This window comes from Umezawaea endophytica (genome assembly GCF_025061645.1).
In the GTDB taxonomy this organism is placed as follows: domain Bacteria; phylum Actinomycetota; class Actinomycetes; order Mycobacteriales; family Pseudonocardiaceae; genus Umezawaea; species Umezawaea endophytica.
Genome location: NZ_JANYMP010000025.1, coordinates 118,099 through 143,895 on the forward strand (window position 1 = coordinate 118,099; position 25,797 = coordinate 143,895).

Annotated in this window: 24 protein-coding genes and 1 riboswitch; of the genes, 16 read left to right on the plus strand and 8 right to left on the minus strand. The window is 71.9% G+C overall.

Annotation, left to right across the window (positions count from 1 at the left end; genetic code table 11):
• The first annotated feature begins 91 nt into the window (after positions 1–91).
• The 12 genes from NZH93_RS37990 to cobA all read left to right on the plus strand — a co-directional run bounded on the left by NZH93_RS37990 (position 92) and on the right by cobA (position 13,127).
• Complete coding sequence (locus NZH93_RS37990; RefSeq protein ID WP_259628129.1) at positions 92–676, plus strand: TetR/AcrR family transcriptional regulator; 585 nt, start codon at positions 92–94, stop codon at positions 674–676.
• A riboswitch (cobalamin riboswitch) is annotated at positions 635–775 on the plus strand. (Overlaps the previous gene by 42 nt.)
• 39 nt (positions 776–814) lie before the next feature.
• Positions 815–2,800 carry a putative cobaltochelatase gene (locus NZH93_RS37995; protein WP_259628130.1) on the plus strand — a complete coding sequence of 662 codons (1,986 nt, stop codon included), beginning with the start codon at positions 815–817 and terminating at the stop codon, positions 2,798–2,800.
• A 9-nt stretch (positions 2,801–2,809) separates the two neighbouring features.
• Positions 2,810–3,424, plus strand: coding sequence for a cob(I)yrinic acid a,c-diamide adenosyltransferase (gene cobO / locus NZH93_RS38000; RefSeq protein ID WP_259628131.1), 615 nt, complete (start codon positions 2,810–2,812; stop codon positions 3,422–3,424).
• Complete coding sequence (locus tag NZH93_RS38005; protein WP_259628132.1) at positions 3,421–4,794, plus strand: cobyrinic acid a,c-diamide synthase CobB; 1,374 nt, start codon at positions 3,421–3,423, stop codon at positions 4,792–4,794. The genes cobO and NZH93_RS38005 overlap by 4 nt, the downstream gene beginning before the upstream one ends.
• A 71-nt stretch (positions 4,795–4,865) precedes the next feature.
• The gene (locus NZH93_RS38010; protein WP_259628133.1) at positions 4,866–5,996 is read left to right on the plus strand and encodes a cobalt-precorrin-4/precorrin-4 C(11)-methyltransferase; all 1,131 of its coding nucleotides are present in this window, start codon (positions 4,866–4,868) and stop codon (positions 5,994–5,996) included.
• 3 nt (positions 5,997–5,999) lie between these two features.
• Positions 6,000–6,854: a hypothetical protein gene (locus tag NZH93_RS38015; protein ID WP_259628134.1), complete on the plus strand. Its 855-nt coding sequence runs from the start codon at positions 6,000–6,002 to the stop codon at positions 6,852–6,854.
• A complete protein-coding gene (locus tag NZH93_RS38020) occupies positions 6,851–8,107 on the plus strand; it encodes a cobalamin biosynthesis protein (protein ID WP_259628135.1) in 1,257 nt (418 codons plus the stop codon). The genes NZH93_RS38015 and NZH93_RS38020 overlap by 4 nt, the downstream gene beginning before the upstream one ends.
• Positions 8,108–8,300: 193 nt before the next feature.
• A complete protein-coding gene (locus NZH93_RS38025) occupies positions 8,301–9,692 on the plus strand; it encodes a M4 family metallopeptidase (protein WP_259628136.1) in 1,392 nt (463 codons plus the stop codon).
• 133 nt (positions 9,693–9,825) lie between these two features.
• Positions 9,826–10,611, plus strand: coding sequence for a S1 family peptidase (locus NZH93_RS38030; RefSeq protein WP_259628137.1), 786 nt, complete (start codon positions 9,826–9,828; stop codon positions 10,609–10,611).
• Between the two features lie 63 nt (positions 10,612–10,674).
• On the plus strand, positions 10,675–10,962 hold the full coding sequence (locus tag NZH93_RS38035; RefSeq protein WP_259628138.1) for a hypothetical protein: 288 nt from the start codon (positions 10,675–10,677) through the stop codon (positions 10,960–10,962).
• 194 nt (positions 10,963–11,156) lie between these two features.
• Positions 11,157–11,870, plus strand: a complete 714-nt coding sequence (locus NZH93_RS38040) for a PIG-L deacetylase family protein (RefSeq protein ID WP_259628139.1) — start codon at positions 11,157–11,159, stop codon at positions 11,868–11,870.
• 45 nt (positions 11,871–11,915) lie between these two features.
• On the plus strand, positions 11,916–13,127 hold the full coding sequence (gene cobA, locus NZH93_RS38045) for a uroporphyrinogen-III C-methyltransferase (RefSeq protein WP_259628140.1): 1,212 nt from the start codon (positions 11,916–11,918) through the stop codon (positions 13,125–13,127).
• 52 nt (positions 13,128–13,179) lie between these two features.
• On the opposite strand, the gene NZH93_RS38050 is transcribed toward cobA, so the two are convergent.
• The 3 genes from NZH93_RS38050 to yaaA form a co-directional block, all read right to left on the minus strand.
• Positions 13,180–14,721 carry a DEAD/DEAH box helicase gene (locus tag NZH93_RS38050; protein ID WP_259628141.1) on the minus strand — a complete coding sequence of 514 codons (1,542 nt, stop codon included), beginning with the start codon at positions 14,719–14,721 and terminating at the stop codon, positions 13,180–13,182.
• A 539-nt stretch (positions 14,722–15,260) separates the two neighbouring features.
• Positions 15,261–16,220: a serine protein kinase RIO gene (locus NZH93_RS38055; RefSeq protein ID WP_259628142.1), complete on the minus strand. Its 960-nt coding sequence runs from the start codon at positions 16,218–16,220 to the stop codon at positions 15,261–15,263.
• A gap of 207 nt (positions 16,221–16,427) precedes the next feature.
• On the minus strand, positions 16,428–17,168 hold the full coding sequence (gene yaaA, locus NZH93_RS38060) for a peroxide stress protein YaaA (protein WP_259628143.1): 741 nt from the start codon (positions 17,166–17,168) through the stop codon (positions 16,428–16,430).
• A gap of 223 nt (positions 17,169–17,391) precedes the next feature.
• On the opposite strand from yaaA, the gene NZH93_RS38065 reads away from it, so the two are divergent.
• On the plus strand, positions 17,392–18,372 hold the full coding sequence (locus NZH93_RS38065) for a hypothetical protein (RefSeq protein WP_259628144.1): 981 nt from the start codon (positions 17,392–17,394) through the stop codon (positions 18,370–18,372).
• Positions 18,373–18,661: 289 nt separating this feature from the next.
• Here NZH93_RS38065 and NZH93_RS38070 read toward each other — a convergent pair whose 3' ends face one another.
• The gene (locus NZH93_RS38070; RefSeq protein WP_259628145.1) at positions 18,662–19,006 is read right to left on the minus strand and encodes a VOC family protein; all 345 of its coding nucleotides are present in this window, start codon (positions 19,004–19,006) and stop codon (positions 18,662–18,664) included.
• A 188-nt stretch (positions 19,007–19,194) separates the two neighbouring features.
• Here NZH93_RS38070 and NZH93_RS38075 point away from each other — a divergent pair, with 188 nt between their 5' ends.
• Complete coding sequence (locus NZH93_RS38075; protein ID WP_259628146.1) at positions 19,195–20,946, plus strand: proline--tRNA ligase; 1,752 nt, start codon at positions 19,195–19,197, stop codon at positions 20,944–20,946.
• Between the two features lie 54 nt (positions 20,947–21,000).
• On the opposite strand, the gene NZH93_RS38080 is transcribed toward NZH93_RS38075, so the two are convergent.
• The 4 genes from NZH93_RS38080 to NZH93_RS38095 all read right to left on the minus strand — a co-directional run bounded on the left by NZH93_RS38080 (position 21,001) and on the right by NZH93_RS38095 (position 23,912).
• Positions 21,001–21,783, minus strand: coding sequence for a class I SAM-dependent methyltransferase (locus NZH93_RS38080; RefSeq protein ID WP_259628147.1), 783 nt, complete (start codon positions 21,781–21,783; stop codon positions 21,001–21,003).
• On the minus strand, positions 21,780–22,478 hold the full coding sequence (locus tag NZH93_RS38085; protein ID WP_259628148.1) for an HAD family hydrolase: 699 nt from the start codon (positions 22,476–22,478) through the stop codon (positions 21,780–21,782). Before NZH93_RS38085 ends, NZH93_RS38080 begins: the two co-directional genes overlap by 4 nt.
• Complete coding sequence (locus NZH93_RS38090) at positions 22,475–23,431, minus strand: DUF8017 domain-containing protein (RefSeq protein ID WP_259628149.1); 957 nt, start codon at positions 23,429–23,431, stop codon at positions 22,475–22,477. Before NZH93_RS38090 ends, NZH93_RS38085 begins: the two co-directional genes overlap by 4 nt.
• A gap of 73 nt (positions 23,432–23,504) precedes the next feature.
• The gene (locus tag NZH93_RS38095; RefSeq protein ID WP_259628150.1) at positions 23,505–23,912 is read right to left on the minus strand and encodes a YjbQ family protein; all 408 of its coding nucleotides are present in this window, start codon (positions 23,910–23,912) and stop codon (positions 23,505–23,507) included.
• 58 nt (positions 23,913–23,970) lie between these two features.
• Between NZH93_RS38095 and NZH93_RS38100 the strand changes: the two genes are divergently transcribed.
• Together NZH93_RS38100 and NZH93_RS38105 are read left to right on the plus strand one after the other, a co-directional pair.
• The gene (locus tag NZH93_RS38100; RefSeq protein ID WP_259628151.1) at positions 23,971–24,747 is read left to right on the plus strand and encodes an SDR family NAD(P)-dependent oxidoreductase; all 777 of its coding nucleotides are present in this window, start codon (positions 23,971–23,973) and stop codon (positions 24,745–24,747) included.
• A 23-nt stretch (positions 24,748–24,770) separates the two neighbouring features.
• Positions 24,771–25,778, plus strand: coding sequence for an aminotransferase class V-fold PLP-dependent enzyme (locus NZH93_RS38105; RefSeq protein WP_259628152.1), 1,008 nt, complete (start codon positions 24,771–24,773; stop codon positions 25,776–25,778).
• Positions 25,779–25,797: the final 19 nt, after the last annotated feature.

Here is a 25,797-nt window from a genome sequence, read left to right on the forward strand (position 1 = left end):
AGCCTCCCGCTGTAGCGGACCGTTGGTCCGTTTCTGTCTGCGCTACGATACGGACCAGTAGTCCGGTTCTGTCAAGCCGAGGAGGGCGGGGATGGTCGAACGGGCGGACGCGGCGCGCAACAGGGAGGCGATCCTGGCCGCAGCCATGCGGCTGATCCGGGAGCAGGGGATCGACGCGGTCTGCATGGACGACGTCGCGGTCGCGGCGGGTGTCGGCAAGGGCACGGTGTTCCGGCGCTTCGGCGACCGCGAGGGCCTGGTCGAGGCGCTCGCGCTCCAGGCTGGCGAGAGCTGGCGCGTCTTCGCGACCGACGTGCTGGCCGACGAGTCGACGGACGCGGCCGAACGGGTGGTCACGTTGACGCGGACCCTGTTCGCGCACGTCGTGGAGACGTTGCCGCTGGTGCGGGCGTTCGAGCAGGTCACGCGCAAGCGCGGCTGCGACGGCGGGTTCGAGCCCATCCGCGACGGGCTGATCCGGCTGATCGGGGAGGCCGCGCCGGACCTCGACGCCGAGTTCCACGGCGAGGCGCTGCTGGCGAACTTGCGCGCCGAGCACGTCCACTACCTGGTTGAGCAGTGCGGGATGTCGGTGGAGCGGGTGCGCGCGGGTGTGATCAGACTCGCCGAGGGGTTGGTAGGCGCTCCGCGGGATGCGACGATGCGAACGCTGTAGGGGTGTGCGAGGAAGCCGGTGCGAATCCGGCGCGGTCCCGCCACTGTGACCGGGCAGGAGATCCGGGAGTCAGGAACTCGACCCCCGAGTCACCACCACCGGACACGGGCGTGGACACCCGAGGAAGGACCTCCCCGCATGACCTCGCGCTTCCCCTTCTCCGCCGTCGTCGGGCACGACGACCTGCGACTGGCCCTGCTGCTGAACGCCGTGCACCCCGGTATCGGCGGTGTGCTGGTCAGGGGTGAGAAGGGCACCGCCAAGTCGACGGTCGTGCGCGCGCTCGCCGCGCTGCTGCCCGAGCTGGCCGTCGTGCCGGGCTGCCGGTTCGGCTGCGACCCGCTGGTCGACACCGGGTGCCCGGACGGCCCGCACCCCGGCGACGCGGCCGAACGCCGTCCCGCCAAGCTCGTCGAACTGCCCGTCGGCGCCACCGAGGACCGCCTGGTCGGCTCGCTGGACCTGGAGCGCGCCCTGACCGAGGGCGTCCGCGCCTACCAGCCGGGCCTGCTGGCCGCCGCGCACCGCGGTGTCCTCTACGTCGACGAGGTCAACCTCCTGCACGACCACCTCGTGGACCTGCTGCTGGACGCGGCGGCCATGGGCCGCGCGCACGTGGAGCGCGAAGGCGTCTCGATCTCGCACGCGGCGTCGTTCCTGCTGGTCGGGACGATGAACCCGGAGGAGGGCGAGCTGCGGCCGCAGTTGCTGGACCGCTTCGGCCTCACGGTCGCCGTGCGCGCGTCGCGCGACGTGGCGACGCGCACCGAGGTCATCCGCCGCAGGCTCGCCTACGAGGCCGACCCGGAGGGCTTCGCCGCCCGCTGGGAATCCGTGGACGCCGAACTGGCGGAACGGATCGTGACGGCCCGCGCGGCGCTGCCGACCGTGGTGCTGCCGGACTCCGAGCTGCGCCGGATCGCGGCCGTGTGCGCCGCGTTCGAGGTCGACGGCATGCGCGCCGACTTGGTCGTGGCCCGCACCGCGTCCGCGCACGCCGCGTGGCGGGGCTCGGAGGTCGTGGAGGAGGCCGACGTCGAGGCCGCCGTTCGGCTCGCGCTGCCGCACCGCAAGCGCCGCGACCCGTTCGACGAGCCGGGGTTGGAGGAGGAGCAGCTCTCCGACGCCATGCGGCAGGCGGCCGAGCACGCCGACGAGGAGCCGGACGACGAGCCCGAACCGGACGGTCCACCCGAGCCCGACGGCCCGGACGGCGGCGGTCAGCCCGGGCCGGAGGACGCGCAGAACCCGGAGAACCCCGCGCAGCAGCCCCAGGGCGGGGGAACCGGTTCCGCGGATCGCCCTCCGGCCGTTCCGGCTTCCGCGTTCCGCGCCCGGCTGCTCCAGGTGCCCGGCGTCGGCGAGGGCGCTCCCGGCAGGCGGTCGCGCGCCCGTGCCCGCACCGGCCAGGTCGTCCGCTCGTCCACTGTGGACGGTTCGGGGCTGCACCTGGTGGGGACGCTCGCCGCCGCGGCGCCGCACCAGAACTCCCGTGGCCGCAGCGGTCCGGGACTGCTGCTGAAGGCCGGTGACGTCCGGCTGTCGGTCCGCGAGGGCAAGGAGGGCAACCTCGTCCTCTTCGTCGTGGACGCGTCCGGCTCGATGGCCGCCCGGCAGCGGATGTCCGCCGTCAGCGGCGCGGTGATCTCCCTGCTCCGCGACGCCTACCAGCGGCGGGACAAGGTCGGCGTGGTCACGTTCCGCGGCTCCTCCGCCGAGGTCGCCCTGCCCCCGACGACGTCCGTCGACGCGGCGGCGGCCCGCCTCCGCCGGATGCGCACGGGCGGTCGGACGCCGTTGGCCGACGGTCTGCTCAAGGCCCGCAGGCTGCTGGAGGTCGAACGGCTGCGCGACCCCCGCCGCCGTCCGCTGCTGGTGCTGCTCACCGACGGCCGCGCCACCTCGACCGGCGCGGGCGGCGACCCGATGCGGGACGCGCTGCGCGCGGCGGGACTGCTGGCCGCCGACGGCACCGCGTCCGTCGTCGTCGACTGCGAGCACGGCCCGATCCGGCTCGGCCTGGCCGCCAAGGTCGCCGTCGCGCTCGACGGGGCCTGCCTGCGCCTGGAAGAACTGTCCGCAGACCAGGTCGCGGGCGTCGTCCGCGCGGCCCGCGCCGCCTAGGAGGTCCCGGTGCCCCAAGGACAACCGACGTCGGTGCCGAAGGACGGCCTGACCACCAGGCAGCGGCGCAACCGGCCGCTGCTGATGGTCCACACCGGCGAGATGAAGGGGAAGTCGACCTCGGCGTTCGGCCTCGCGCTGCGCGGCTGGAACCAGGGCTGGTCGATCGGCGTGTTCCAGTTCGTGAAGTCGGCGAAGTGGAAGGTCGGCGAGGAGGAGGCGTTCAAGGCGCTCGGCCGGGTGCACGACGAGACCGGCGCGGGCGGGCCGGTCGAGTGGCACAAGATGGGCGAGGGCTGGTCCTGGACCCGCAAGCAGGGCACGGAGCAGGACCACGCCACTGCGGCGCTCGAAGGCTGGCGGGAGATCTCCCGGCGGATCGCCGACGGCGTCCACGGCCTGTACGTTCTGGATGAGTTCACCTACCCGATGCACTGGGGGTGGGTGGACGTCGACGAGGTGGTGGCCACGCTCAGGGACCGGCCCGGTCACCAGCACGTCGTGATCACCGGCAGGTACGCCCCACCCGCCCTGCTGGACGCCGCCGACCTGGTGGTGGAGATGTCCAAGGTCAAGCACCCCATGGACGACGGGCAGAAGGGCCAGAAGGGGATCGAGTGGTGAATCGGCTGGTGGTCGCCGCCCCCGCGTCGGGCAGCGGCAAGACCACCGTGGCGACCGGGCTGATGGCCGCCCTGCGCCGCTCCGGCAGCAGGGTCGCGCCGTTCAAGGTCGGCCCCGACTACATCGACGCCGGGTACCACGGCATCGCGACCGGCCTGCCCGGCCGCAACCTCGACACCGTGATGGTGGGCGAGCAGAAGGTCGCGAGCCTGTTCGTGCACGGCTCGCGCGGCACGGACATCGCCGTCATCGAGGGCGTGATGGGCCTGTTCGACGGGCGGGTCGACACCGAGGGCGTGGGGTCGACCGCGCACGTCGCGAAGCTGCTGGCCGCGCCCGTGCTGTTCGTGGTCGACGCGCGCGGCCAGTCCCGCAGCCTCGCCGCGCTGCTGCACGGGTTCCGCGGCTACGACCCGACCGTCCGGATCGGCGGCGTGGTCCTCAACCAGGTCGGCTCCGACCGGCACGAGCAGGTGCTGCGCAGCGCGTGCGCCGAGGTCGGCCTGGAGGTCATGGGCGTGCTGCCGCGCGACCCGGCGTTCTCGCTGCCGTCGCGGCACCTCGGGCTGATCACGGCCGTGGAGCACGGCCCGGAGGCGCTGGCCGCCGTGGAGGCCATCGCGGCGGCCGTGGCCAAGCACGTCGACCTGGACGCCGTCCGCAGGCTCGCCGCCGTCGCCCCCGCGATGGCCGTGCCCGCGTGGAACGCGTCGGCCGAGGTGGAGCGGGTGACCGGGGCGCCGGTCGTCGCCGTCGCGGGCGGGGCCGCGTTCACCTTCGGCTACGCCGAGCACGTCGAACTGCTGCGCGCCGCGGGCGCGGACGTGGTGACGGTCGACCCGCTGCGCGACGAGGAACTGCCGGAGGGCACGTCCGGGCTCGTGCTGCCGGGCGGCTTCCCGGAGCAGCACGCGGACCTGCTGTCGCAGAACGCCCCGCTGCGGGCCGCCATCGCCTCGCTCGCCGGGTCCGGCGCGCCGGTGCACGCCGAGTGCGGCGGGCTGCTGTACCTCGCGCGCACGCTCGACGGCCTGCCGATGTGCGGCGTGCTCGACGCGGACGGGTCGATGTCGCCGCGGCTGACGCTGGGGTACCGCGACGCCGTGGCACCGGTCGACTCGGTGCTGGCGCTCGCCGGGCAGCGGATCACCGGGCACGAGTTCCACCGCACGGTGCTCACCCCTTCGAGCAGCGCGCGGCCCGCGTGGCAGTGGCGCGGCCACGACCGCCGTCCGGTCGCCGAGGGGTTCGTGGCGGGAGGTGTGCACGCGTCATACCTGCACACGCACCCGGCCGCGTCACCCGATTCGGTGGTTCGCTTCGTCCGGGCGTGCGCGACGGCGGAAATGCCGTATGAGGCCACTCGATAGTGGAGCGAGCCCGGACGGTACGGTCGGGTCTTCTCCCTGAACACACACTGTCCCCACAGGAGTCACCCGTGATGCCAGGTCGGATCTCGTTCGTGGGCGCCGGACCCGGCGCCGCCGATCTCATCACCCTGAGGGGCGCCAAGCGGATCGCGGAAGCGGACGTCGTCGTGTGGGCGCCGAGCGTGGTCGACGCCGAGTGCGTCCGCGAGCACGCCCGCCCCGAAGCGGAACTGGTCGACTTCTCCCGCGTGCCGGCCGACGAGGTCGTCGACGTCTACCGCCGCGCCGCCGCGGGCAGGCTGAAGGTCGTGCGGCTGCACGCGGGCGACCCGTCGCTGTGGGGCGAGGTCCAGGAGCACCACGACACGTGCGGCAGGCTCGGGCTGGAACTGGAGGTCGTGCCCGGCGTGTCCCAGTTCTCCGCCGCCGCGGCGGTGATCGGCCGCGAGCTGACGACGTCCGACGTGGCCCAGTCGCTCATCCTCACCGGCCCCGAGGGCAGCGAGCACCTCCAGGAGTTCGCGGGCCACGGCACCACGATGGCCGTGTCCCTGTCCGCCGCGCGCACTGGCCAGCTCGTCGAGAAGCTGCGCGCGGGCGGGTACGCCGAGGAGACGCCGATCGTGGTGGCGTACAAGGTTTCCTGGCCGGACGAGACGGTCGTGCACACCACGCTGGCCTGCCTCGAAGCGTCCGTGAAGGAGCACAAGCTCTACCGCACCACGCTGTTCCTCGTCGGGTCCGTGCTCAAGCCGACCAGCCGCGTGCGCGGCGCCGGGTTCCGCAAGTCCGACAGGCTCACCGAGCCGACCGACGAACCCGTGCGCAGGGCCCGGCCGTCGAAGTGGTCGACGCGGGCCGGGCGCTACGGCCGGAGCGCCGCGCGGCCCGAGGTCGTGGACGTGCCCGAGGTCGTGGTCGAGCCCGCGCCGGAGTCGGAGACGTCCGCCGCCGCCTGGTCGGCCGTGCACGACTGGCAGGAGAGCGCGCGCCGCCCCCGTCCGGAACCCGTCGCACCGCCGGTCGCCGCGGTCGAACCGGTCTCGGCGGTCGTGTCCGTCGTCGTTCCCGACGACTCGGAGCCCGCTCCCGACCCGAAGCCGCGCGCCGTCGCGGCCGCCACCCCGATCACCTCGGTCCGGGCCAGCACCACGCCGCGCAAGCCGACGGCGCGGGGCAAGCGGACCAGGCGCACGAGCTGACCCATGGCTGATCTCCAAGCGCTCCAGCGGTTCGTGGCCGAATCAGGCCGGTCGTGGGACAAGACCACCGTCCTCGACGAGGGTTTCCCGGTCGAGCACGCGCTCAACCTGTGCCGCGCCCGCTCGACGGTGTTGGTGCGCAACGCATCCGTCGCCGAACTGGCCCAGGGCCTCGCGGGCTGGCGACGCACCCTCGTGGTGGCGGAGAACCTCGGCGGCCCGACCGAACGGAGGTCCACTGTGGACCCGGCCGACGCGGTCGTCCGCCCGTGGCGCTCGCCGGAGCTGTTGTGCTTGGCGGACACGGAGTTCGCCGTCGAGCCGGAGGGCTGGGCGCTCCCGGACGACCGGTTCGCCAACCGCGACGGCATGGTCGCCACGACCGAGGTCCGCGCGCTGGCGCTGGCTCGGCTGGCACCCCGTCCCGGCGTGCTGGTGTGGGACGTCGGCGCGGGCCCCGGCGCGGTCGGCATCGAGTGCGCCCGCCTGGGCGCCGCCGTGCTCGCCGTCGAGCGCGACCCCGTGCAGGTCGTCCGGATCATCGCGAACGCCGCCGCCCACCACGTGGACGTCCGCATCGTCGAGGAGGAGCTGGCCGCCGTGATCGTCGGCCTGCCCCGGCCGGACGCGATCTTCGTCGGTGGTGGTGGACCCGCCGCCGTGGCCGCGTGCGCGAGGGTCGGCGCCAAGCGGATCGTCGTGGCGATGCCGGAACTGGACCGGGCCGTGCCGTCGCGGGACGTGCTGCGGGACGCCGGTTACACCGTGGAGGGCAGCCTGCTGTCGTCCGCCAGGCTCGTCGGCAGCGTCACGACCGCGACCAACCCGGTGATGGTGCTCTGGGGGACCAAGAGGTGATCGGCCTGTTCGCGGCCACCGAGGCCGGTCGTCGCGACCTGGTGGAGCTGGGGCCCTTCCTCGGCTCGGACACCGTGGTCCCCGACGGCCCGGTGCGCCCGGCCCTGCACCGCCTGTGGCCCCGCCTGGAGGCCGCGGTGATCTTCCTCGGCCCGTCGTCCGCCGTCCGCCTGGTCGCACCCCTGTTGCGGGACAAGCGATCCGATCCCGGCGTCGTGTGCGTGGCCGGGGAGTTCGTCGTGTCGCTCGGCGCGGACGCGTTGGCCGAACGCATCGCCGACGTCCTCGGCCGCACGGCGGTGCTCTCGTCGGAGGGCGAGGACGGGCCGCTGGACGAGCTGATCGAACTGCTGGACGCCACGGCCGACGGGGACCTGGCAGGCTGCTCGGCCGCACTGGCGGCGGGGGAGCACGTCCTGCTGGTGAACCCGCTGGGGTTCCCGCTGCCCGCGCTGCCGGACACGGTGCTGTCGCACGGCGAGGCGGACTGGAAGATCGTGATCGACGACCGTCTCCCGGCGGCCACCAGGGCGGACCACGAGGTGCGCCTGGTGCCCCGCACGCTGGTGGTCGGCGTCGGCTCCGGCAGCGGGGTGTCCACGTCCGCCGTGGCGTCCGCGCTGGCGGAGCTGGAAGCCGGGGGCCTGGACCTCCGCGCGGTCAGGGCGTTCGCCACCGCCGACCGGAAGGCGGGGGAGCAGGGGATCCTGGAGGCCGTGGAGGACTGGGGCTTCTGGCACGGCGACACGTCCGCGCCGCTGCTGACGTTCTCGGCCGAGGTGCTGGCGGCCGTCCCCGTGCCCAACCCCAGCTCGTCGGTCGACTCCCTGGTCGGAACGGCCAGCGTCGCGGAAGCCGCGGCCCTGCGCGGAGCGGCGGACCTCGCCTGCGGCGGTCCCGTCGAGCTGGCGGCGCAGAAGGTCAAGGGGGACAACGTGACCGTGGCCGCCGCGCGGGTGCTGCCCCGTGGCCGACTGGCCCTGATCGGGCTGGGGCCGGGGTCAGCCGACCAGCGGACCCCGCAGGCCGACGCGGAGTTGCGCCGGGCGGCGTTCGTGGTCGGCAGCGCCGACTCGGTGGACCAGGTCAGGCACCTCCTCCGGCCCGGCACCGGGATCCACACGCACGGCGCGGTGGAACTGGCGTCCTCCGGGCTGGCGGTCGCGTGGATCGCTTCGGGCGCGGGCCCCGACGCCCCTCCCGCGGGCCGGGACGTGGAAACGGTTCGCGTACCGGGCGTCGCCGCGAGCTGACCCCCGAACGTCACACCTTCGGGTGAAAGCGAAGCGGACTTCCCCGGCCAAACCGCCTGCGTCGAGCGTCCCAGGTGGTGGATCCCCACCAGTTTTCCTACCTTCGGCTGGTTTTCCGCGTGCGCGCGCCGACTAGCGTCGCTCCGCACACGGCCCGATCCGTTCCGGGTCCCTGCGTTTCTGGAGAGCATCTATGCGCCTGCGTCGCCTAGTCGCCGTGGCCTGTTGTGCCAGTGCGGTATCCCTGTTCGGCGGAGTCGCCCAAGCCGCACCGGAAACCCCCGCCGACCTCCAGCTCGTGGCCACGCGCGACTCGCTGCTGGCCAAGCACTACTGGTACGCGCAGACGTTCGAGGGCAAGCCCGTCCTCGGCGGCTACTACGCGAAGCACGTGGACAAGCGCACCCGCAAGGAGACCGTCCAGGACGGGCGGATCAAGGTCGAGGGCCTGGCGTCGACCACGCCGTCCGTGGCCACCGAGCGCGCCGACGCGACCGTGGACCAGCAGGTGGCGGGCGACCGGGCCGCGACCGAGCTGTCCGTCCTGCCCGGCGCGCAGTCGAAGCTGGTCTACGCGGTCGTGTCGCGCACCGACCGCGGTTCCGTCAGGACGATCGTCGACGCCGCCTCCGGCGAGGTCATCAAGACCGAGGACATCGTGAAGCGGGCCGAGGGCACCGGGAAGGTGTTCTCGCCCAACCCGGTGGCGTCGTTGCAGGACGCGACCCTGACCGACCAGGACGACGCCGACGCCGCGGTGCCGAAGAGGGCGTACAAGTCCGTGCGCCTGTCCGATCTGGACACCTCCGGTTACCTGACGGGCAAGTACGCGAAGGTGGTCGGCCCGACGAACGAGCTGGCGTTCGCGAAGAACCGCAGGTTCGAGTACACCCGCTCGGACGACCGGTTCGAGCAGGTGATGGCGTACCACGGCATCACCGACGCCCAGAGGTACATCCAGCGGCTCGGTTTCCGGGACGTCAACAACGAGGCCCAGGACGTCACGACCATCGGGTTCGAGGAAGACCAGTCGTACTACGACCCGTCGACCGACCAGATCACGTTCGGCACGGGCGGGGTGGACGACGCCGAGGACGCGGAGATCATCTGGCACGAGCTGGGACACGCCATCCAGGACGCGCAGGTGCCGAACTTCGGGCAGAGCCTCGACGGCGGGTCGATCGGCGAGGCCTTCGGCGACTGGTGGGCGATGATCATGTCGGTGCCGGTGCAGAAGGACTCGGCCGCGGCGCCGCTCGCGTGCATCGGCGACTGGGACGCCGTCTCGTACACCGAGGAGGCCCCGCACTGCCTGCGGCGCGTCGACACGGACCTGACGGTCGCCGACCGCGAGGGTGAGGTGCACTTCGACGGCCAGATCTGGTCGCGGGCGCTCTTCGACGTCTACCAGGCCCTCGGTCGCGACGAGTCCGCGCGGATCGTGCTGGAGGCCCAGTTCTCCTACACGCCGGACACGACGTTCGCGCAGGCCGCCGAGACGACCGTCGCCACGGCGAAGGCGCTGTGCGGCGACCGGGTCGCGGCCAAGGTCAAGGCCGCTTTCGTGGCTCGCGGAATTCTGTAGGACATCTGCCCGTAATCAGTCGATTGCGGTGCGTCAACGGTCAAAACGGTCAGCAAAGCCGATCGGGGGTTTCCCCGGTCGGCTTTCTGCCGGTAGCCATTGGAGTTCCTGCACCTTCTGTGGAAGGACTCCAATGGCGAAAACCCTGCATCGCCTGGTGAAGGCCGTCGTCGTGACCGCCATCGCGGCCGTGGTCGGCCTGCTGACCACCGTGCCGTCGTCGGCGGACGTGACCCCGTTCGTCGTGGGCGGCACCCGCGCCACGATCAGCGAGTACCCGTGGACGGTGTACCTCGCGAGCACCAGCGGCTCCCAGTTCTGCGGCGGCACCCTGGTGAAGGGCAACAAGGTCGTCACGGCCGCGCACTGCGTGTCCGGCCGGTCCGCTGCCAGCACGCGCGTCGTGTGGGGCCGTGAGGACAAGCAGAGCACCGCGGGCATCACCGCCAGTGTGACCCGCATCTGGGTGCACCCGTCCTACACCAGCGCCAGCAGCGGTTCCGACGTCGCCGTGCTCACGCTGGACAGGTCCATCACCTCCGCCTACCTCCCGTTGGCCACCCCGTCCGACACGGCGCTGTACGCGGCGGGCACCAGCACCACCATCCTCGGCTGGGGCACGACCTCCTCCGGCGGCTCCGCGTCGCGCTACCTGCTGAAGGCCACCGTCCCGGTCACCTCGGACGCCACCTGCAGGACGGCGTACTCGAACTACAGCAGCACGTCGATGGTGTGCGCGGGCTACCCGCAGGGCGGCACCGACACCTGCCAGGGCGACTCGGGCGGTCCGATCGTCGCGGGCGGCAAGCTCATCGGCGCCACCTCGTGGGGCCGCGGCTGCGCCCTGGCCGGTTACCCCGGCGTCTACGCCAGGGTCGCCACCTACTACGACCTGCTCACCACCCAGATCAACTCCTGATCGGGCACGCCCACGACCGGGTGGTTGACCCGGTCGTGGGCACGGCCGGTGTTCGGTCGAACCATGCCTCAACGACTTCTCGCACTCATCGCCGGATTCGCCCTCGCCGCCGTCCCCACCACGGCCGTCGCCGCGCCGAGCCAGTTGCGCGACTGCGGCACCCAGGTCAAGCAGTCCGTCGGCACCGGTTGGTGCCAGGGCAGCGGCACCTTCACCATCAAAGTCGCCTGTGACGACGGGACAACCGTGACAGGCTCCTGGATCAGGATCTCCAGCGGCTACGGCATCCGCATGCTGTCCTGCTCCAACGAGGCACTGGCGACCAGCGCGGCCATCGTCGAAGCCCCCTAGGAACGCCCGCCACCGGACCGGCGCGAACTCCACGCCGGCCCGGTGGCGTTCCTGGAATTCTGGCGGGTTCATGAATGATGAAGACGCAGGTGGGGGCTGCGATGGCGGCTTCACTTGAGCCTCAAAGACCCGATTGTTCACTGCAAAGAATTACGGCGGGCATTTCTTGACCGTCCGGAAATACACTCGCCCGCATGGATGACCTGGCACCGATGCCCGAGGACTGGACGACCGCGTTGGCGGTCGTGGCGCACCCGGACGACCTGGAGTACGGGGCGTCCGGTGCCGTCGCCCGCTGGACCGCGCAGGGCAAGGCGGTCACGTACCTGCTGGCCACCCGAGGGGAGGCGGGGATCGACTCGACGCCTCCCGAGGAGGCCGGGCCGCTGCGGGAGCGGGAGCAGGTGGCGAGTGCGGCGGTGGTGGGGGTGACGACCGTCGAGTTCCTCGACCACCACGACGGCGAGATCACCTACGGGCTGCCGCTGCGGCGGGACATCGCGGCGGCGATCCGGCGGCACCGGCCGGACGTGGTGATCACCGGGAACCACCACGCGACGTTCGACGGAGGGGGCCTCAACATGGCGGACCACCGGGTCGTCGGGCAGGCGGCGATCGACGCCGTGCGGGACGCGGCGAACAGGTGGGTGTTCCGCGACCTCGACCTCGAACCGTGGGGCGGGGTGCGGTACGTGGCCGTGTCCGGGTCGCCGCGGTCGACGCATGCGGTGGACATCACAGACACCCTGGACCTGTCGGTCGCCTCGCTGCGCGAGCACGCCGTCTACCTGGCCGCATTGAGCGGGGACATGGCTGACGCCGGGGGATTCCTGCGCCGGTTGGCGGAGATGACGGGGCAGCGGTTCGGCGGTCGGCCCGCGGCGGGCTTCGAACTGCTCGCGATGTGAACGCCCGAGTTGGCCGGGGCCGCCCGCATGTGGATGCTGTGACGCATGCACGGTGAACAGCACTACCTCGTGGGCCTCGACCTGACCGGGCGCCGCGTCGTCGTGGTCGGTGGCGGCACGGTCGCGCAGCGGCGCCTGCCGCGCCTGGTGGCGGCGGGAGCCGTCGTGGACCTGATCTCCCCCGAGGTGACCCCCGCGGTCGAGGGCATGGTCGACAGCGGGGAGGTGACCTGGCACGCGCGCGGCTACGCCGACGGCGACCTGGACGGAGCCTGGTACGTCCTGGCGTGCACGTCGGTCACCGAGGTCAACGCCCGGATCGCCGCCGACGCGGAGGAACGCCGGATCTTCTGCGTCCGCGCGGACATCGCGACCCTCGGCACGGCCGTGACGCCCGCCGTGGGCAGGCACGACGGGCTGCTGCTCGGCGTGCTGGCCGGGGGCGAGCACCGGCGGTCGGCGCGGGTGCGCGACAGCCTGGTCTCCGCGCTGCGCGACGGGACCGCGGTGGACGACCACCACGAGCCGCTGGCGGGCGTGGCGCTGGTCGGCGGCGGCCCCGGCGACCCGGACCTGATCACCGTGCGCGGCCGTCGGCTGCTGGCGCGGGCGGACGTCGTGGTGGCGGACCGGCTCGCGCCGCGGGAACTGCTGGATGACCTGCCGCCGCACGTGGAGGTCGTGGACGCGTCGAAGATCCCGTACGGGCGGGCCGCGTCGCAGGACTTCATCAACACCACGCTGGTGGAGAACGCGAAGGCCGGGAAGTTCGTGGTGCGCCTCAAGGGCGGCGACCCGTACGTGTTCGGGCGCGGGTTCGAGGAACTGCTGGCGTGCGCCGAGGCGGGTGTGCCGGTGAGCGTCGTGCCCGGCATCTCCAGCGCGTTCGGCGTGCCCGCGATGGTGGACATCCCGGTGACCCACCGGGGCGTGGCGCACGAGGTCGTCGTGGTGTCCGGGCACGTGGCGCCGGACGACGAACGGTCCCTTGTGGACTGGACCGCGCTGGCGCGGCTGCGCGGGACGCTGGTGATCCTGATGGGCGTGGAGAGGTCGCGGGCGTTCGCGGACGTGCTGATGGCGGGCGGCCGTCCTGTCGACACACCGGTTTCGGTGATCCAGGAGGGGACGACGCGAACTCAGCGGGTGGTGCGGTCCACTCTGGACAAGGTCGCGGACGACATCGTGTCGGAGAACATCCGGCCGCCCGCGATCATCGTGGTGGGCACCGTCGCGGGGCTGGCCACGCACCTCTGAACGGGAGAAGGCCCCCTCCGGCGAACCGGAGGGGGCCTTCTGCGCGTTCGGATCAGTACGAGCGGGCCGGACGGGGCCGACCGGCGCCCGCACCGGCACTCGCGGTGGCGCCACCGCGGTAACCGCCTTCACTGCGACCACCGCTCGCGCCGCGCTCGCTGCGACCGCGACCGCCGCGGAACTCCGAGGTGCGTCCGCCGCCGGAGCCGAAGGGGCCTCCACGACGCGGGCCGCCGCGACGACCGCCGCGCTCGGGGATCACGGGCTCGACGACCGGCTCACCGCTGGGCACGCGAGCGCCCGTGATGCGGATCAGGTCCTCGTTGCCGGGAGCCACGCGGGTCGACTCCGGACGGATGCCCGCGCGGGCCGTCAGGCCCTGCACGGCGCGACGCTGGTCGTGCGTGACCATCGTGACGACCACACCGGACTGCCCGGCGCGCGCCGTGCGACCGGCGCGGTGCAGGTAGTCCTTCGAGTCGGCGGGCGGGTCGACGTGGACCACGAGGCTCACGTCGTCGACGTGGATGCCGCGGGCGGCCACGTCGGTCGCGATCAGCACCGGCGTGGTGCCGTCGCGGAACTCGCCCAGGACCCTGGTGCGGGCGCTCTGCGCCTTGCCGCCGTGCAACGCACCCGCGTGCACGCCGACCGAGCGGAGCTTCTTCGCGAGGCGGTCCACGTGGTGCTTGGTGCGCACGAACATGATCGTGCGCCCCTCGCGGGCCGCCACCTCGGTGATGACGTTCTGCTTGTCATCGGCCGACACGAGCAGCAGGTGGTGCTCCATGGTGGTGACGCTGCCCGTGGGCGGTGCGACCGAGTGGGTCACCGGGTTGTGCAGGTACTGGCGGACCAGCTTGTCCACGTCGCCGTCGAGCGTCGCGGAGAACAGCATGCGCTGGCCGTCCTGCGGGGTCAGGTCGAGGATGGCGCGGACCTGGGGCATGAAGCCCATGTCGGCCATCTGGTCGGCCTCGTCCAACGCGGTGAAGCGCACGTCGGACAGGTCGCAGGTGCCCTGGCGGACGTGGTCCGACAGGCGGCCCGGCGTCGCGATCAGGAGGTCGACACCACGGCGCAGCGCGTCGATCTGACGCGGGAACGACGTGCCGCCGACGACGGTGCGCGCGGACAGGCCGAGCGACCGGGCGAACGGGGTGAGGGCTTCCTCGACCTGCATCGCGAGCTCACGGGTGGGCACCAGGATCAGTGCGCGCGGCATGAGCGGCTTGGCCCGCTGGCCCGCGAGGCGGGACAGCAGCGCCAGACCGAACGCCAGCGTCTTGCCGGAGCCCGTCTGGCCGCGACCGAGCACGTCCCGGCCCGCGAGGGCGTCGGGGAGCGTGGCGGCCTGGATCGGGAAGGGGGCTTCGATGCCCTGCGCGGTCAGCGCGCGGAGCAGCTCATCGGCGAGGCCGAGTTCGGCGAACGTCGGCAGCGGGCCCTCCGGCACGGTGCTCTCGACGTGTTCGGCGACAGTGGAAGGACCGGCCTCAGCGAACTGGGAGCGGCCGTTGCCCTGGCCAGAGCGACGCGGCCGCGGCTTGCGGAACGACGGACGCTCGGAACGGCCCTGGGACGTGGGTGGCAAAACAAACCTCCGGGACATGGCACGTCTCGGGGATGCTCCGCAGTTGTGCAGCGGGTCGCGGCGCCGATCGCAAGGACGAGCCCGACGCGTGTTTGTCGCGCCGATGGTTGTTAGGAGCACCGATGACCGACCCGAGGTGGTCTCGCGAGCACAGGAAGTTGTGCAGGCATTTGCGCGGTGCAAGGACCACTCTAGCTGATCATCGGAAGTGCGCGTCGCGGGTAGGGGGGCTTAGGGGTCGTGTTCTTGCGCACAGGCCCACTCGACCCTTCCGCCGCGAACGGTGTTCTTGCTGGTGGGGACACTTCTCGGGGCGGCTCCCGCCGGGGCCGGAACGAGAACGGCGAACCTGTGCCGGGAGCGCGGGGCTCCACTGTGGCTGATCGCCGGTCGGTCGGTGTCGGTCGACTGGGAAGCGGGATCCACGGTGTCGGGGGCCGTGGCCGCTCGGGCGGTGCCCGCGGAGGTGGGAACGCCGGACGCCCCCGGCGCATTCCCGCCGCCGGGTGGCGGGCTCCGGGCGGGAGCCCGCCACCCGGTCAGTTCAGGCCCGCCGCGTCCACCAGCGTCACCATCAGCTCGTGCGGATCGGTCAGTTCCGGCGCGAGCCCGCGAGCGGTGAACCAGGTGGAGACGTTGCGCACGTCCCGTTCCAGGATGGACTCCGCGAGCGGGTTCGCGACCAGGTCGACCACCTGCGGCAGGTCGATCAGCACCAGCCTGCCCTCGTGCACCATCAGGTTGAACGCCGAGAGGTCGCCGTGCGCGACGCCCTCGGCGGCCAGCATGGTGAGCGTGTCGACCAACTGGGTCCACAGGTCGACCAGTTCGTCCGGGTCCGGCCTGGTCTGCGCCAGGCGTGGAGCGGCCGTGCCGTCCTCGTCGCCGAGGAACTCCAGCAGCAGCTCGGTTCCGCTGCGCTGCACCGGGTACGGCACCGGGGCGCCGAGCGACCACAGCCTGCCGAGCGCGGCGAACTCCGCCACCGCCCACTGCTCCGCGATCAGGTTGCGGCCGAACGAACTCCGGTTGCTCATCGCGCGCATCTCGCGCGACCGCCGCATCCGACGGCCCTCGAGGTAGCCCGCGTCCCGGTGGAACATGCGGTGGTCGCTGCCCCGGTACCGCTTCGCGGCCATCAGGCAGCTCTGCGTCGCGCTCCGGCGTTCGACGAGGAACACGTCGGCTTCCTTGCCGGTCTTGATGATCCCCAGTTCCCGGTCCGCCGCGCCCAGGTCGGTGATGACCCAGTCCGGGCGCGGGGTCGGGCCGTGGTCGGCGTCGTCCCAGGTGGACCACCTGTCAGCGCCCTCGGGTTTGTCGGCCTCGCTCAGCGCGTCCTCGCGCACGCGGGCCAGGGCGGCGCGCTCCTCCTTCGTCAACCGGCCGGTGCGGTCGCGGTCGTCGGTGCGCTTGGCCTTCTTGCCCCGACGCATCCTGGTGTCGACGTCGTCGTAGGCGGATTCGAAATCTGCGAAGTCGTACTCGTGCTCGCGCACTGGTGGGGTTCTCCTTGAGAGAGGGTTGCTTGCACCCCACCTGGGCGCGCGGAAAGCCGCTGCTAGCCGAGGGGGGCGGGTGGACGGGCCGGTGCCACGTCTCGCACAGTCGTCTTCACGGGCACCTCCTCCTGTCCACCGGCGGACCTGCTCCACCGGGTAGCGCGCGTTCAGTGTTCCAAAGCCGGTCGGGCCGTCGCAACCGAATTAACCGGCGAACAGGTCGGCGGTCCGGTCGCCGGTCTTCTCCACCCGCAGACCCGCCGCCGCGGCGACCTTGATCAGGCCGTTGAGGTTCTTGGGCTCCGCCCGCGAGGTCGACAGGGCCCGCGCCAGCAGTCCTTTGTGGGCCTTGTTGAAGTGGCTGATCGCTTTGCGGACGCCCGCGCCGTCCTCGCTGACCACGCGGATCGTGACGGCGTGCGGGATCCTGGCGAGCGTGGCGTAGGGGCCGGACCTGAGGTCCACGACGAAGTCGTCGATGGCGGCCAGTGCCGGTTCCAGCGCCGGGCGCCAGAGGGCGCCGAGCGGGCCGATCGACGGGAGCGCGGAGCCGCCGGACAACCGGTACGCCGGGATGGGGTCGCCTCCCCTGACCACGCCGAAGAGGGCCGAGGCGATGGCCAGGCGGTGGTGGGCGCGGTCCCGTTCCCCCTTCTTCAGCGTGGGGACGTCCAGCGCGTCGTAGAGGACCCCGGTGTAGCGGGACAGCGCGGGCATCGTCGGGGAGTGCCGGAGCTGGGCGTTCCTGGCGACCTCGTCGGCCTGGCGCTCGGACAGCGCCAGCGCGGCCAGGCTGCCGGGCACGTCGGCCGCCAGCTCGACCAGCGCGTGCGCGATCTTCTCCCGGACCGGGTTGAGGTCCGGGCAGGTCAGCGCGGTGTGGTCGAGCGGCGCGCCCGCTCCGCCGATGGCCTTGGTCTCCGAGGGGGGTAGCAGCACCAGCACGTGCTGAGGGTAGGTCAGGGGTGGTGCTCCAGGACGTGCCGGGGGAGCAGCAGCGGCGTCGAATCCCTGAGTTCGCTGGCGCTGGCAGTCCTGCGTGACTGGGACAGGAACAACGGATTCGATCTGCGGTCGTGAAAGTCGGGTGTCCGCTACTCCCTTGGTGAGTACCGTGTGGCGGGCTGTCCGGCGGTTCGGTCTTGTTCTCGATGATTGATTGGTCATGATGAAGATCATTCTCGACACCAACATCTGGTCCTCGATCGGGGATGAAGGAGTAGTCCACGAGTTCAACGACCTCATGCGATCGTGTTCGCTCCAGGTGTTGATGCCACCTAGCACCCTCGTGGAAGTTGTTCGGATTCCCGCAGCCGAAGTGCGCCAGCGCATTGTCCACGCGCTGGTGAAGGGGTCGAAGAATAGGCTGCCGACTGAAGCGGAGTCGGAGTCGAACGAGGTGGTCGACACAATCCGGAAGTTTCGCCCGCAGTGGATGAGGAGGATGCCGGACACCGCGAAAGTCGCGTCGCTGAACGGCTTCTGGACCAAGAGGATCTGGCGGGCGGCGCTGGAGGACTCCACGCCGCTGTACAACTACCAGCTTCGGCACCCTGGCGCTCAGGACTACATGGTTTCGCAGCAGAAAGCGCAGCGGAAGACGTTGCTGCGCGACCAGTTCCAGGTCAGGCCGCTGACGGCGTTGCTGGCGACAGCGCTGCCGGAAGCTCCGGAGTCATATATCGCAGGCTGGTCCGGCTCCGCCGTCGAGCCTTGGCGGATCGAGTCGCGAGACATCTCCTGGCATGAACTGGTCGACGTTGCCGGTCCGGCGATGGTGACCAAGGAAGACGCGACCGTCGCTGATTGGGTTGGTGCGTACGTCGACCTGTCCCAGCTTCGTTCCGACCGCGCGGACTTCACCCGGCTCTGGGTGGAGGACGCCCAGATCGAGTTCATGCGGAGGCAGTGGACCCGGTGGGCCGTGCGCACCATGCAGACCGACCGCAAGGTCACCAACGGCAATCCCGCTGATGAACAGCACAGCTCGTACCTGGTCGATTGCGACCTCTTCCTTTCCGCCGACGCCAGTTACATCGCCGTCTTGAACGCGGTGCGCGAGGATGCTCCGTTTCCATTCGTGGAGGCTCGACTCGTCTCAGGCGACCGGACTGTTCCTGTCCTCGAGCGGATTGCTGCCGTGCTCTGATTTCTTGATATCGGGGTGCAACCGTCGTTCGACGGCCAAGCGGGCGCAGAGGTCGGCCGAAATCCTGGTGGGTGGCTGGCGTGCCCACCAGCCACCAGCCACCTGCCCCGGCATCTCGCGTGGATTGGCACATCCTTGGGCGCCCGACCCGCGCAGGGTGGGCGCGGAGCTGGACCCGGTGTCCGGCGACTCCTCGACCGTGGCCGTGGAGTCCGCGTGTTCGCGGCCACGGCGGCTTCGGGCGGAAACCTCACGTGCCCAGGGCCGACCGGCCACCGGGGCGGTGGGGTCAGCCGGGTTGGCCGACGCAGAACTGGTTGCCGTCCGGGTCGGCCAGGACCGTCCAGGTGAGGCCGGGGACGGTGTGCTCGGCTACCTCCGAGGCGCCCAGGTCGACCAGGCGGGCGACCTCGGCCGCGCGGTCGGCGGCGTGCATGTCGAAGTGGACCCGGTTCTTGCCGGGGGCGACGGTGTCGACCCGTTGCAGGCCGAGCTGGATCGAGCCCTCTGGCGCGAGCACGAGGAATTCGCCCCAGTCGTGCTGGACCGTCGTGCGGAGCGCCTTGGTCCAGAACTCCGCGAGCTTGTGCGGGTCGCTCGTGTCGATCGTGACCATTCCGATGGTGAGAGTCATGGCGCAGACGGTAGGCGCGGGGTCCGACAATTTCCGTCGCCCCGACCGCGACCTGCGTGGACAGGGGGCCGCCCGACTCCCGTCGACCGCGGCGGGCGCGAAACCGGCGCCACGCGTTACCCGTTGGAACTGGGCGGACGGTCTTCACTACTCTGTTCGGACACCGTTCTCCACGAGGAGTACCCATCGTGATCACCAGGATGTCGTCGCTGTTCCTCCGCACCTTGCGCGAGGATCCGGCCGACGCCGAAGTACCCAGCCACAAGCTGCTGGTCCGCGCCGGCTACGTCCGCCGCGTCGCACCGGGCGGGTACACCTGGCTGCCGCTGGGTCTGCGCGTGCTGCGCAACATCGAGCAGATCGTGCGCGAGGAGATGGACGCGTTCGGCGCGCAGGAGATCCAGTTCCCCGCGCTGCTGCCGAAGGAGCCCTACGAGGCGACGAACAGGTGGACCGAGTACGGGCCGAACCTGTTCCGCCTCAAGGACCGCAAGGGCGCGGACTACCTGCTCGGGCCGACGCACGAGGAGCTGTTCGCCCTCACCGTGAAGGGCGAGTACAACTCGTACAAGGACTACCCGGTCACGCTCTACCAGATCCAGACGAAGTACCGGGACGAGGCGCGCCCCCGCGCGGGCATCCTGCGTGGCCGCGAGTTCCTGATGAAGGACTCGTACTCGTTCGACCTCACCGACGAGGGCCTGTCGGCGTCGTACCAGGCGCACCGCGCGGCGTACATCAAGATCTTCGAGCGCCTCGGCATGGAGTACGTCATCGTGTCGGCGACGTCCGGCGCGATGGGCGGCTCGGCGTCCGAGGAGTTCCTCGCGGTCGCGGAGACCGGCGAGGACACGTTCGTGCGCAGCACGGAGTCCGGCTACGCGGCGAACGTCGAGGCTGTCACGACGCCCGCGCCGCCGGAGCAGTCCGTCGAGGACAAGCCCGAGTCGCAGGTGCACCACACGCCCGCCACGCCGACCATCCAGACGCTGGTCGACCACCTCAACGGTGCCGACCTGGGCCGGACGTTCACGGCCGCGGACACGTTGAAGAACGTGCTCGTGAAGACCCGCAAGCCGGGCGAGAAGGACTGGTCGCTGCTCGCGATCGGCCTGCCCGGTGACCGGGAGGTCGACTTCAAGCGCCTCGAGGCGGCGCTGGAGCCCGCCGAGGTGGCCCTGCTCGAAGAGGCCGACTTCGCCCGCAACGGCTTCCTGGTCAAGGGGTACATCGGTCCCGGCGCGCTGCTCGCGAACGGCGTCCGCTTCCTGGTCGACCCGCGCGTCGTGCGCGGCACGGCCTGGGTGACCGGCGCGGACAAGTCCGACCACCACGTCGTCGACCTGGTCGCGGGCCGCGACTTCACCCCGGACGGCGTCATCGACGTCGCCGAGGTCCGCGCGGGCGACCCGTCGCCAGACGGCCACGGCGTGCTGGAGTCCGCGCGCGGCATCGAGATCGGCCACATCTTCCAGCTCGGCCGCAAGTACGCGGACGCGTTCTCGCTCGACGCGCTCGACGCGAACAACAAGCCGATCCGGATCACCATGGGGTCCTACGGCATCGGCGTGTCGCGGCTGGTGGCGGCCATCGTCGAGCAGAGCTACGACGACAAGGGCATCATCTGGCCCCGCAACGTCGCCCCCGCCGACGTGCACCTCGTCGTCGCGGGCAAGGACGAGGCGCTGCTCGCCGGTGGCGAGAAGCTGGCCGGTGAACTGCACGCCGCCGGACTGACGGTGCTGCTCGACGACCGCCCCAAGGTGAGCCCCGGCGTGAAGTTCAAGGACGCCGAGCTGATCGGCGTGCCGACGATCCTGGTCGTCGGCCGCGGCCTGGCGGACGGGGTCGTCGAGGTGAAGGACCGCCGCTCGGGCGACCGGACGGACGTGTCCGTCGACGCCGTCGTGCAGCACCTGGTGGAGTTGGCGCGTAGCTGATCGCCGGGTCCGCCCCGCCCGGTCGCGGGTGGGGCGGACCCGACTCCCCGTCGGCTACGGGGCCTGCTTGGTCCGCGCCACGGCCATCTGGGTCAGGTAGCGCTTGGTGATGCTGCCGCCGTGGCTGTCGATCATGTCGCCGATGCACCTGAGCAGCCCGGCCTGGCGGTCCGGGCGCAGGGCGCGGTGGTTCGAGTAGGTGAGCAGCAGGTCGAGGTACTGGTCCCTGCTGTAGGTCTGCTCCCACACGTAGTCGTGGAAGGTGACCGGGGTGAAGCGGCCCGAGGCGTCGAACTCCGCCGTGTCCCTGGGGATGTCGGACGCCTCCTGCTGGCGCAGGTTCGGCGGCGTGTCGGGGTCGAAGCGCTCGTAGCAGCGCTGGACGTCCACGAAGAGCCGCGTCGTGCCGCCCAGGACGTGGTGGGTCGAGATGACGGCCAGCGCGCCGCCGGGGCGCAGGGCGTCGGCTGACTTCCGCATGCGCACGGCCGGGTCGATCCAGTGGAACGCCGTGGCCGACAGGACCAGGTCGAACGGTTCCGGGGGCAGGGGCCAGTCCTCGAAAGCGGCGACGACGACCTCGGCGTTGGGGTGGTCGGCCAGGTTGCGGGCTGCCACGGCGGCCATGGTGGGGCTCAGTTCCACGGCCGTGACGGCGCGGCCCAGGCGGGCCAGCGGGAGTGTGGCCTGGCCGGTGCCGGGGCCGATCTCCAGGACCCGCGGACCCGGCGCGAGGTCGGTGAACAGCTCCGGCGGGTAGGTGGGTCTGATGCGGTCGTAGCGCTCCGGATCTTCACCGAACGTGTGGCGCAGGTCTTCCCGGTTCGATTGCGTCATGACCCGAGGATGGCGGCCAGCACGGCCTCGGTGTCGGACAGATCGGCGAGCACGGCCCGCGCGCCCGCCGCCTCCAGTTCCTCGACGGTGAAGCGGCCCGTGGCCACGCCGATCCCGATGGCGCCGTGGTGCGTCGCGGCGGTGATGTCGTGCGGTGTGTCGCCCAGGACGACGACCGAGTCGACGGGGAAGTCGTGGCCGTGCTTCTCGGTGGCCAGGCGGATCGCCTCGACGACCAGGGCCTCGCGCTGGTCCGAGATGGAGCCGTAGCCGCCGATGTCGAGGTCGACGTGCGAGTCGAGGCCGTACGCCGCGAGCTTGTGCCTGGCGATCTCCACCAGGTTGCCGGTGACGACGCTCTGCACCACGTCCTCCCTGCGCGCCAACGCCTCCAGCACCTCCGCCGCGCCCGCGAGCGCCTGGCCGCGGGTGGCGAGGAGCGGGTGCTCGCGCTCGGCCACGGCGACGAGCTCGCGGTGCAGGGCGGCGATCAGCTCGTCCGTGGCTTCGAGGTCGTGCAGCGTCAGGAGTTCGCGGGAGATCGCCATCTCGGTGCGACCGGGGAAGCTCGGGACGTGGCGCAGCCGCACACCGGTCGCGGCGTGCAGCGCGACCTGGTACCAGGTGTGGCCGAGCCCCATGGCGTTGATGAGGGTCTGGTCGATGTCCCACAGCACCAGCGTTTTCACGCTCACCCCCGGAGTGGCTTGACGGAGTCGACCATGGCCTGGAGATCGGCGTCGGGGACCGGCTTCGGCGCGCTCGCGGGCCCGCCCTCCAGGTCGCCGTTCGTCATGAACAGGTGCAGACCGTTGTCGCCCCGCAGCACGAGGACCTTGATGGCGCCCTTCGACGCCAGGCACTCGTTGCCGGTCGTGGTGATCACCGAGTCGACCTGGACGCCCGTCACCTTCGTGCCGGGGACCGTCACGTCGCGCGGTTCGCCGACCGCGACGGTGGCGGTCCCGGACTTGTAGTACTGGGCCGACAGCTTCGCGGCGACGTCCTTCGCCAGCGCGCCCGCGTCGTCCTGCTTCACGACGGCGCCGCCGGTGTTGCCGCGGTTGTACCCCTTGCCGCCGCAGTCGTACTCGCCGTACGTCGCGACGCCGGTCAGCCTCAGGTCCGGCAGGCCCTCGACCAGACCGGTCGCCTTCGAGGCCTTCCACGCCTCCGGGGTGTCGTAGCTGTACGACAGCGCGGGCACGGGCAGGCACGTCCACCCGGTCGCGTGCGGCTCGCACGTCTGGGCGGCCTTGGAGGACGAGGTGGGCGCGCTCGACGTCGGGGGAGCGGACTTCGACGTGGACGTGGTCACGGCCTGGTCGTCGGACTCCCTGGTGAGGAAGTACGTCGTCGCGCCACCCGCGGCCAGCACGAGCACGACGACGGCGACGATGATCGGCCACCGGGGGCGCTTCGGTTGCTCGGGCGGGCCGCCGGAGTACACGCCGAGCCCGCCGTACTGCGACTGCTGCGCCGGGAAGCCGCCGGTCGGCGGGTACTGGGGTTGCTGGGCCGGGAAGTCACCGGTCGGCGGGTACTGGGGTTGCTGCGCGGGGAAACCGCCGGTCGGCGGGTACTGGGGCTGACCCCAGCCACCCTGCTGGCCTCCCCAACCGCCCTGCCCGTCCCCTGGATGAGTCACGTCCCGAACCTACCTTGCGGCACCGACAGCCACGGAATTCATCCCGCGTTGACTTCGGTGGGCGCCACCACCCCTACCCGGCCAGGAAGCTGAACCGGACCCTGCGGACGGGGTTGTCGACGTTCGTGTCGACGAGGCAGATCGACTGCCAGGTGCCGAGCGCCAGCACACCGCCGAGCACCGGGATCGTCGCGAACGGCGGCACCAGCGCGGGCAGCACGTGGTCGCGGCCGTGGCCGGGGCTGCCGTGCCGGTGCCGCCAGCGGCCGTCCGCGGGGAGGATCTGCCGCAACGCCGCCAGCAGGTCGTCGTCGCTGCCCGCCCCGGTCTCCAGCACGGCCAGGCCCGCGGTCGCGTGCGGCACCCACACGTGCAGCAGGCCGTCGCCGTCCACGTCCGCGAGGAACCGCTCGGCCGCGCTGGTCAGGTCGTGCACGACCTCGTCCGACCCGGTCCTGATCTCGATCTCTTCGCTGCGCACCCGTCCACGGTAGGGAACTCGGGTGCGGTGGGCACTTCCGTGGGGCACGATCGCCCGCATGATCCACACCGCCGTCGTCACCGGGGCGAACCAGGGCATCGGGGCCGCCACCGCGAAAGCGCTGGCCAAGCAGGGCGTGAACGTCCTCATCGGGTTCCTGCGCTTCGAGCCGGAACCCGACCCGAGCGTCCCCGAGGCCTACTTCACCAGCCGCGGCTCCGGCGCCGACGAGGTCGTCGAGGCGATCACCGCGCTGGGCGGCCGCGCGCACGCCGTGGAGGCCGACCTGTCCCGGCCGGAGACCGCGGCCGAGTTGTTCGACGAGGCCGAACGGGTCTTCGGGCCCGTCGACGTGCTGGTCAACAACGCGTCGAGCTGGGTGCAGGACACCTTCCTCACCGAGGACACCGACCAGTTCGGCCGGGTCCAGCACCCGGTCACCGGCGGCACGTTCGACGCGCAGTTCGCCGTCGACGCCCGCGCCACGGCCCTGCTGATCGCCGAGTTCGCCCGGCGGCACATCGCCCGCGGCGGCAACTGGGGCCGGATCGTCAGCCTCACGTCCGGCGACCCGCTGGGCTTCCCCGGCGAGGTGTCCTACGGCGCGGCCAAGGCGGCGCTGGAGAACTACGCCATGTCCGCCGCCGCCGAGCTCCAGGGCCACGGCATCACGTCCAACGTCGTGCACCCGCCCGTCACCGACACGGGCTGGATCAACGACGAGGTGCGGGCCCGGTTCAGCGTGGCCGAGGCGGGCGAGGTGGCCGAGGTCATCGCGTTCCTCTGCTCGGACGCGGCCCAACGGGTGACGCGCAACGTGCTGAGGATGTCGTGAGCGGCGTGGGTAGCGTCGGAGCCATGCGCAGCGCTTTCGGTGGCGAGTTCGACGTCCCGCTCGGGTACCTGAACACCGCGAGCATCGGGATCCCGCCGAAGGCGGTGGCCGACGCCGTGGGGGAGGCGGTGCGGCGGTGGGCGTCCGGGGCCGACCAGCCGCCGTCGTTCGACGCGGCCGTGGCGACCGGGCGGGAGGCGTTCGGACGGCTGGTGGGGGCACCGACCGAGCAGGTGGCCATCGGGACGTCGGTGTCGCAGCTCGTGGCGATCGTGGCGGCGAGCCTGCCGAAGGGCTCGCGGGTGCTGACCGTGCGCGGGGAGTTCACCAGCGTGACGTTCCCGTTCGCCGCGCTCGGCCACGTGGTCACCGAGGTCGGGCCGGACGAGCTGGTGGACGCCGCGAGCGGGCACGACCTGGTGGCGGTCAGCGTCGTGCAGTCCGCCGACGGGCGCGTCGCCGACCTCGACGGACTGCGCGCGACGGGCGTCCCGGTGCTGCTGGACGCCACGCAGGCGCTCGGCTGGCTCCCGCTGGACGTCGGGTGGGCGGACTGGGTGGTCGCCGCGGGCTACAAGTGGCTGCTGTCGCCGCGCGGCTCGGCGTGGCTGGCCGCGCGGCCCGAGGCGCTCGCGACCGCCGTCCCGGTCACGGCGAACTGGTACGCGGGGGAGGACCCGTGGGCGTCGGTCTACGGGCTGCCGCTCCGGCTGGCGTCGTCCGCGCGGGCGCTCGACACGTCACCTGTCTGGTTGGCGCACGTCGGTGCGTCCGTCGCCCTTCCGTGGCTGGCGTCACTGGACCTGGCGGCCGTCCGGGACCACAACATCGGGATCGCGAACGAACTCCTCGCCGGTCTCGACCTGCCCCCGTCGAACTCCGCGATCGTCTCCGTCGACCGGCCCGACGCGCCGGAACGCCTGGTCGCGGCGGGTGTGAAGGCGAGTGTCCGTGCCGGGAAGGTCCGGCTCGCGTGCCACCTCTACACCACCCGCGACGACGTCGCCCTCGTGCTCAAAGCGCTGTCGTGACCGTCGTCGGATACCGTTT

Coding starts and splice junctions, on each gene's coding strand:
- NZH93_RS38025 (WP_259628136.1), top strand. CDS start 8,301: ATGCGCCTGCGTCGCCTAGTCGCCGTGGCCTGTTGTGCCAGTGCGGTA.
- NZH93_RS38035 (WP_259628138.1), top strand. CDS start 10,675: ATGCCTCAACGACTTCTCGCACTCATCGCCGGATTCGCCCTCGCCGCC.
- NZH93_RS38015 (WP_259628134.1), top strand. CDS start 6,000: ATGGCTGATCTCCAAGCGCTCCAGCGGTTCGTGGCCGAATCAGGCCGG.
- NZH93_RS38070 (WP_259628145.1), bottom strand. CDS start 19,006: ATGACTCTCACCATCGGAATGGTCACGATCGACACGAGCGACCCGCAC.
- NZH93_RS38040 (WP_259628139.1), top strand. CDS start 11,157: ATGGATGACCTGGCACCGATGCCCGAGGACTGGACGACCGCGTTGGCG.
- NZH93_RS38030 (WP_259628137.1), top strand. CDS start 9,826: ATGGCGAAAACCCTGCATCGCCTGGTGAAGGCCGTCGTCGTGACCGCC.
- NZH93_RS38105 (WP_259628152.1), top strand. CDS start 24,771: ATGCGCAGCGCTTTCGGTGGCGAGTTCGACGTCCCGCTCGGGTACCTG.
- NZH93_RS38080 (WP_259628147.1), bottom strand. CDS start 21,783: ATGACGCAATCGAACCGGGAAGACCTGCGCCACACGTTCGGTGAAGAT.
- cobA (WP_259628140.1), top strand. CDS start 11,916: ATGCACGGTGAACAGCACTACCTCGTGGGCCTCGACCTGACCGGGCGC.
- NZH93_RS38010 (WP_259628133.1), top strand. CDS start 4,866: ATGCCAGGTCGGATCTCGTTCGTGGGCGCCGGACCCGGCGCCGCCGAT.
- NZH93_RS37990 (WP_259628129.1), top strand. CDS start 92: ATGGTCGAACGGGCGGACGCGGCGCGCAACAGGGAGGCGATCCTGGCC.
- NZH93_RS37995 (WP_259628130.1), top strand. CDS start 815: ATGACCTCGCGCTTCCCCTTCTCCGCCGTCGTCGGGCACGACGACCTG.
- NZH93_RS38100 (WP_259628151.1), top strand. CDS start 23,971: ATGATCCACACCGCCGTCGTCACCGGGGCGAACCAGGGCATCGGGGCC.
- NZH93_RS38065 (WP_259628144.1), top strand. CDS start 17,392: ATGAAGATCATTCTCGACACCAACATCTGGTCCTCGATCGGGGATGAA.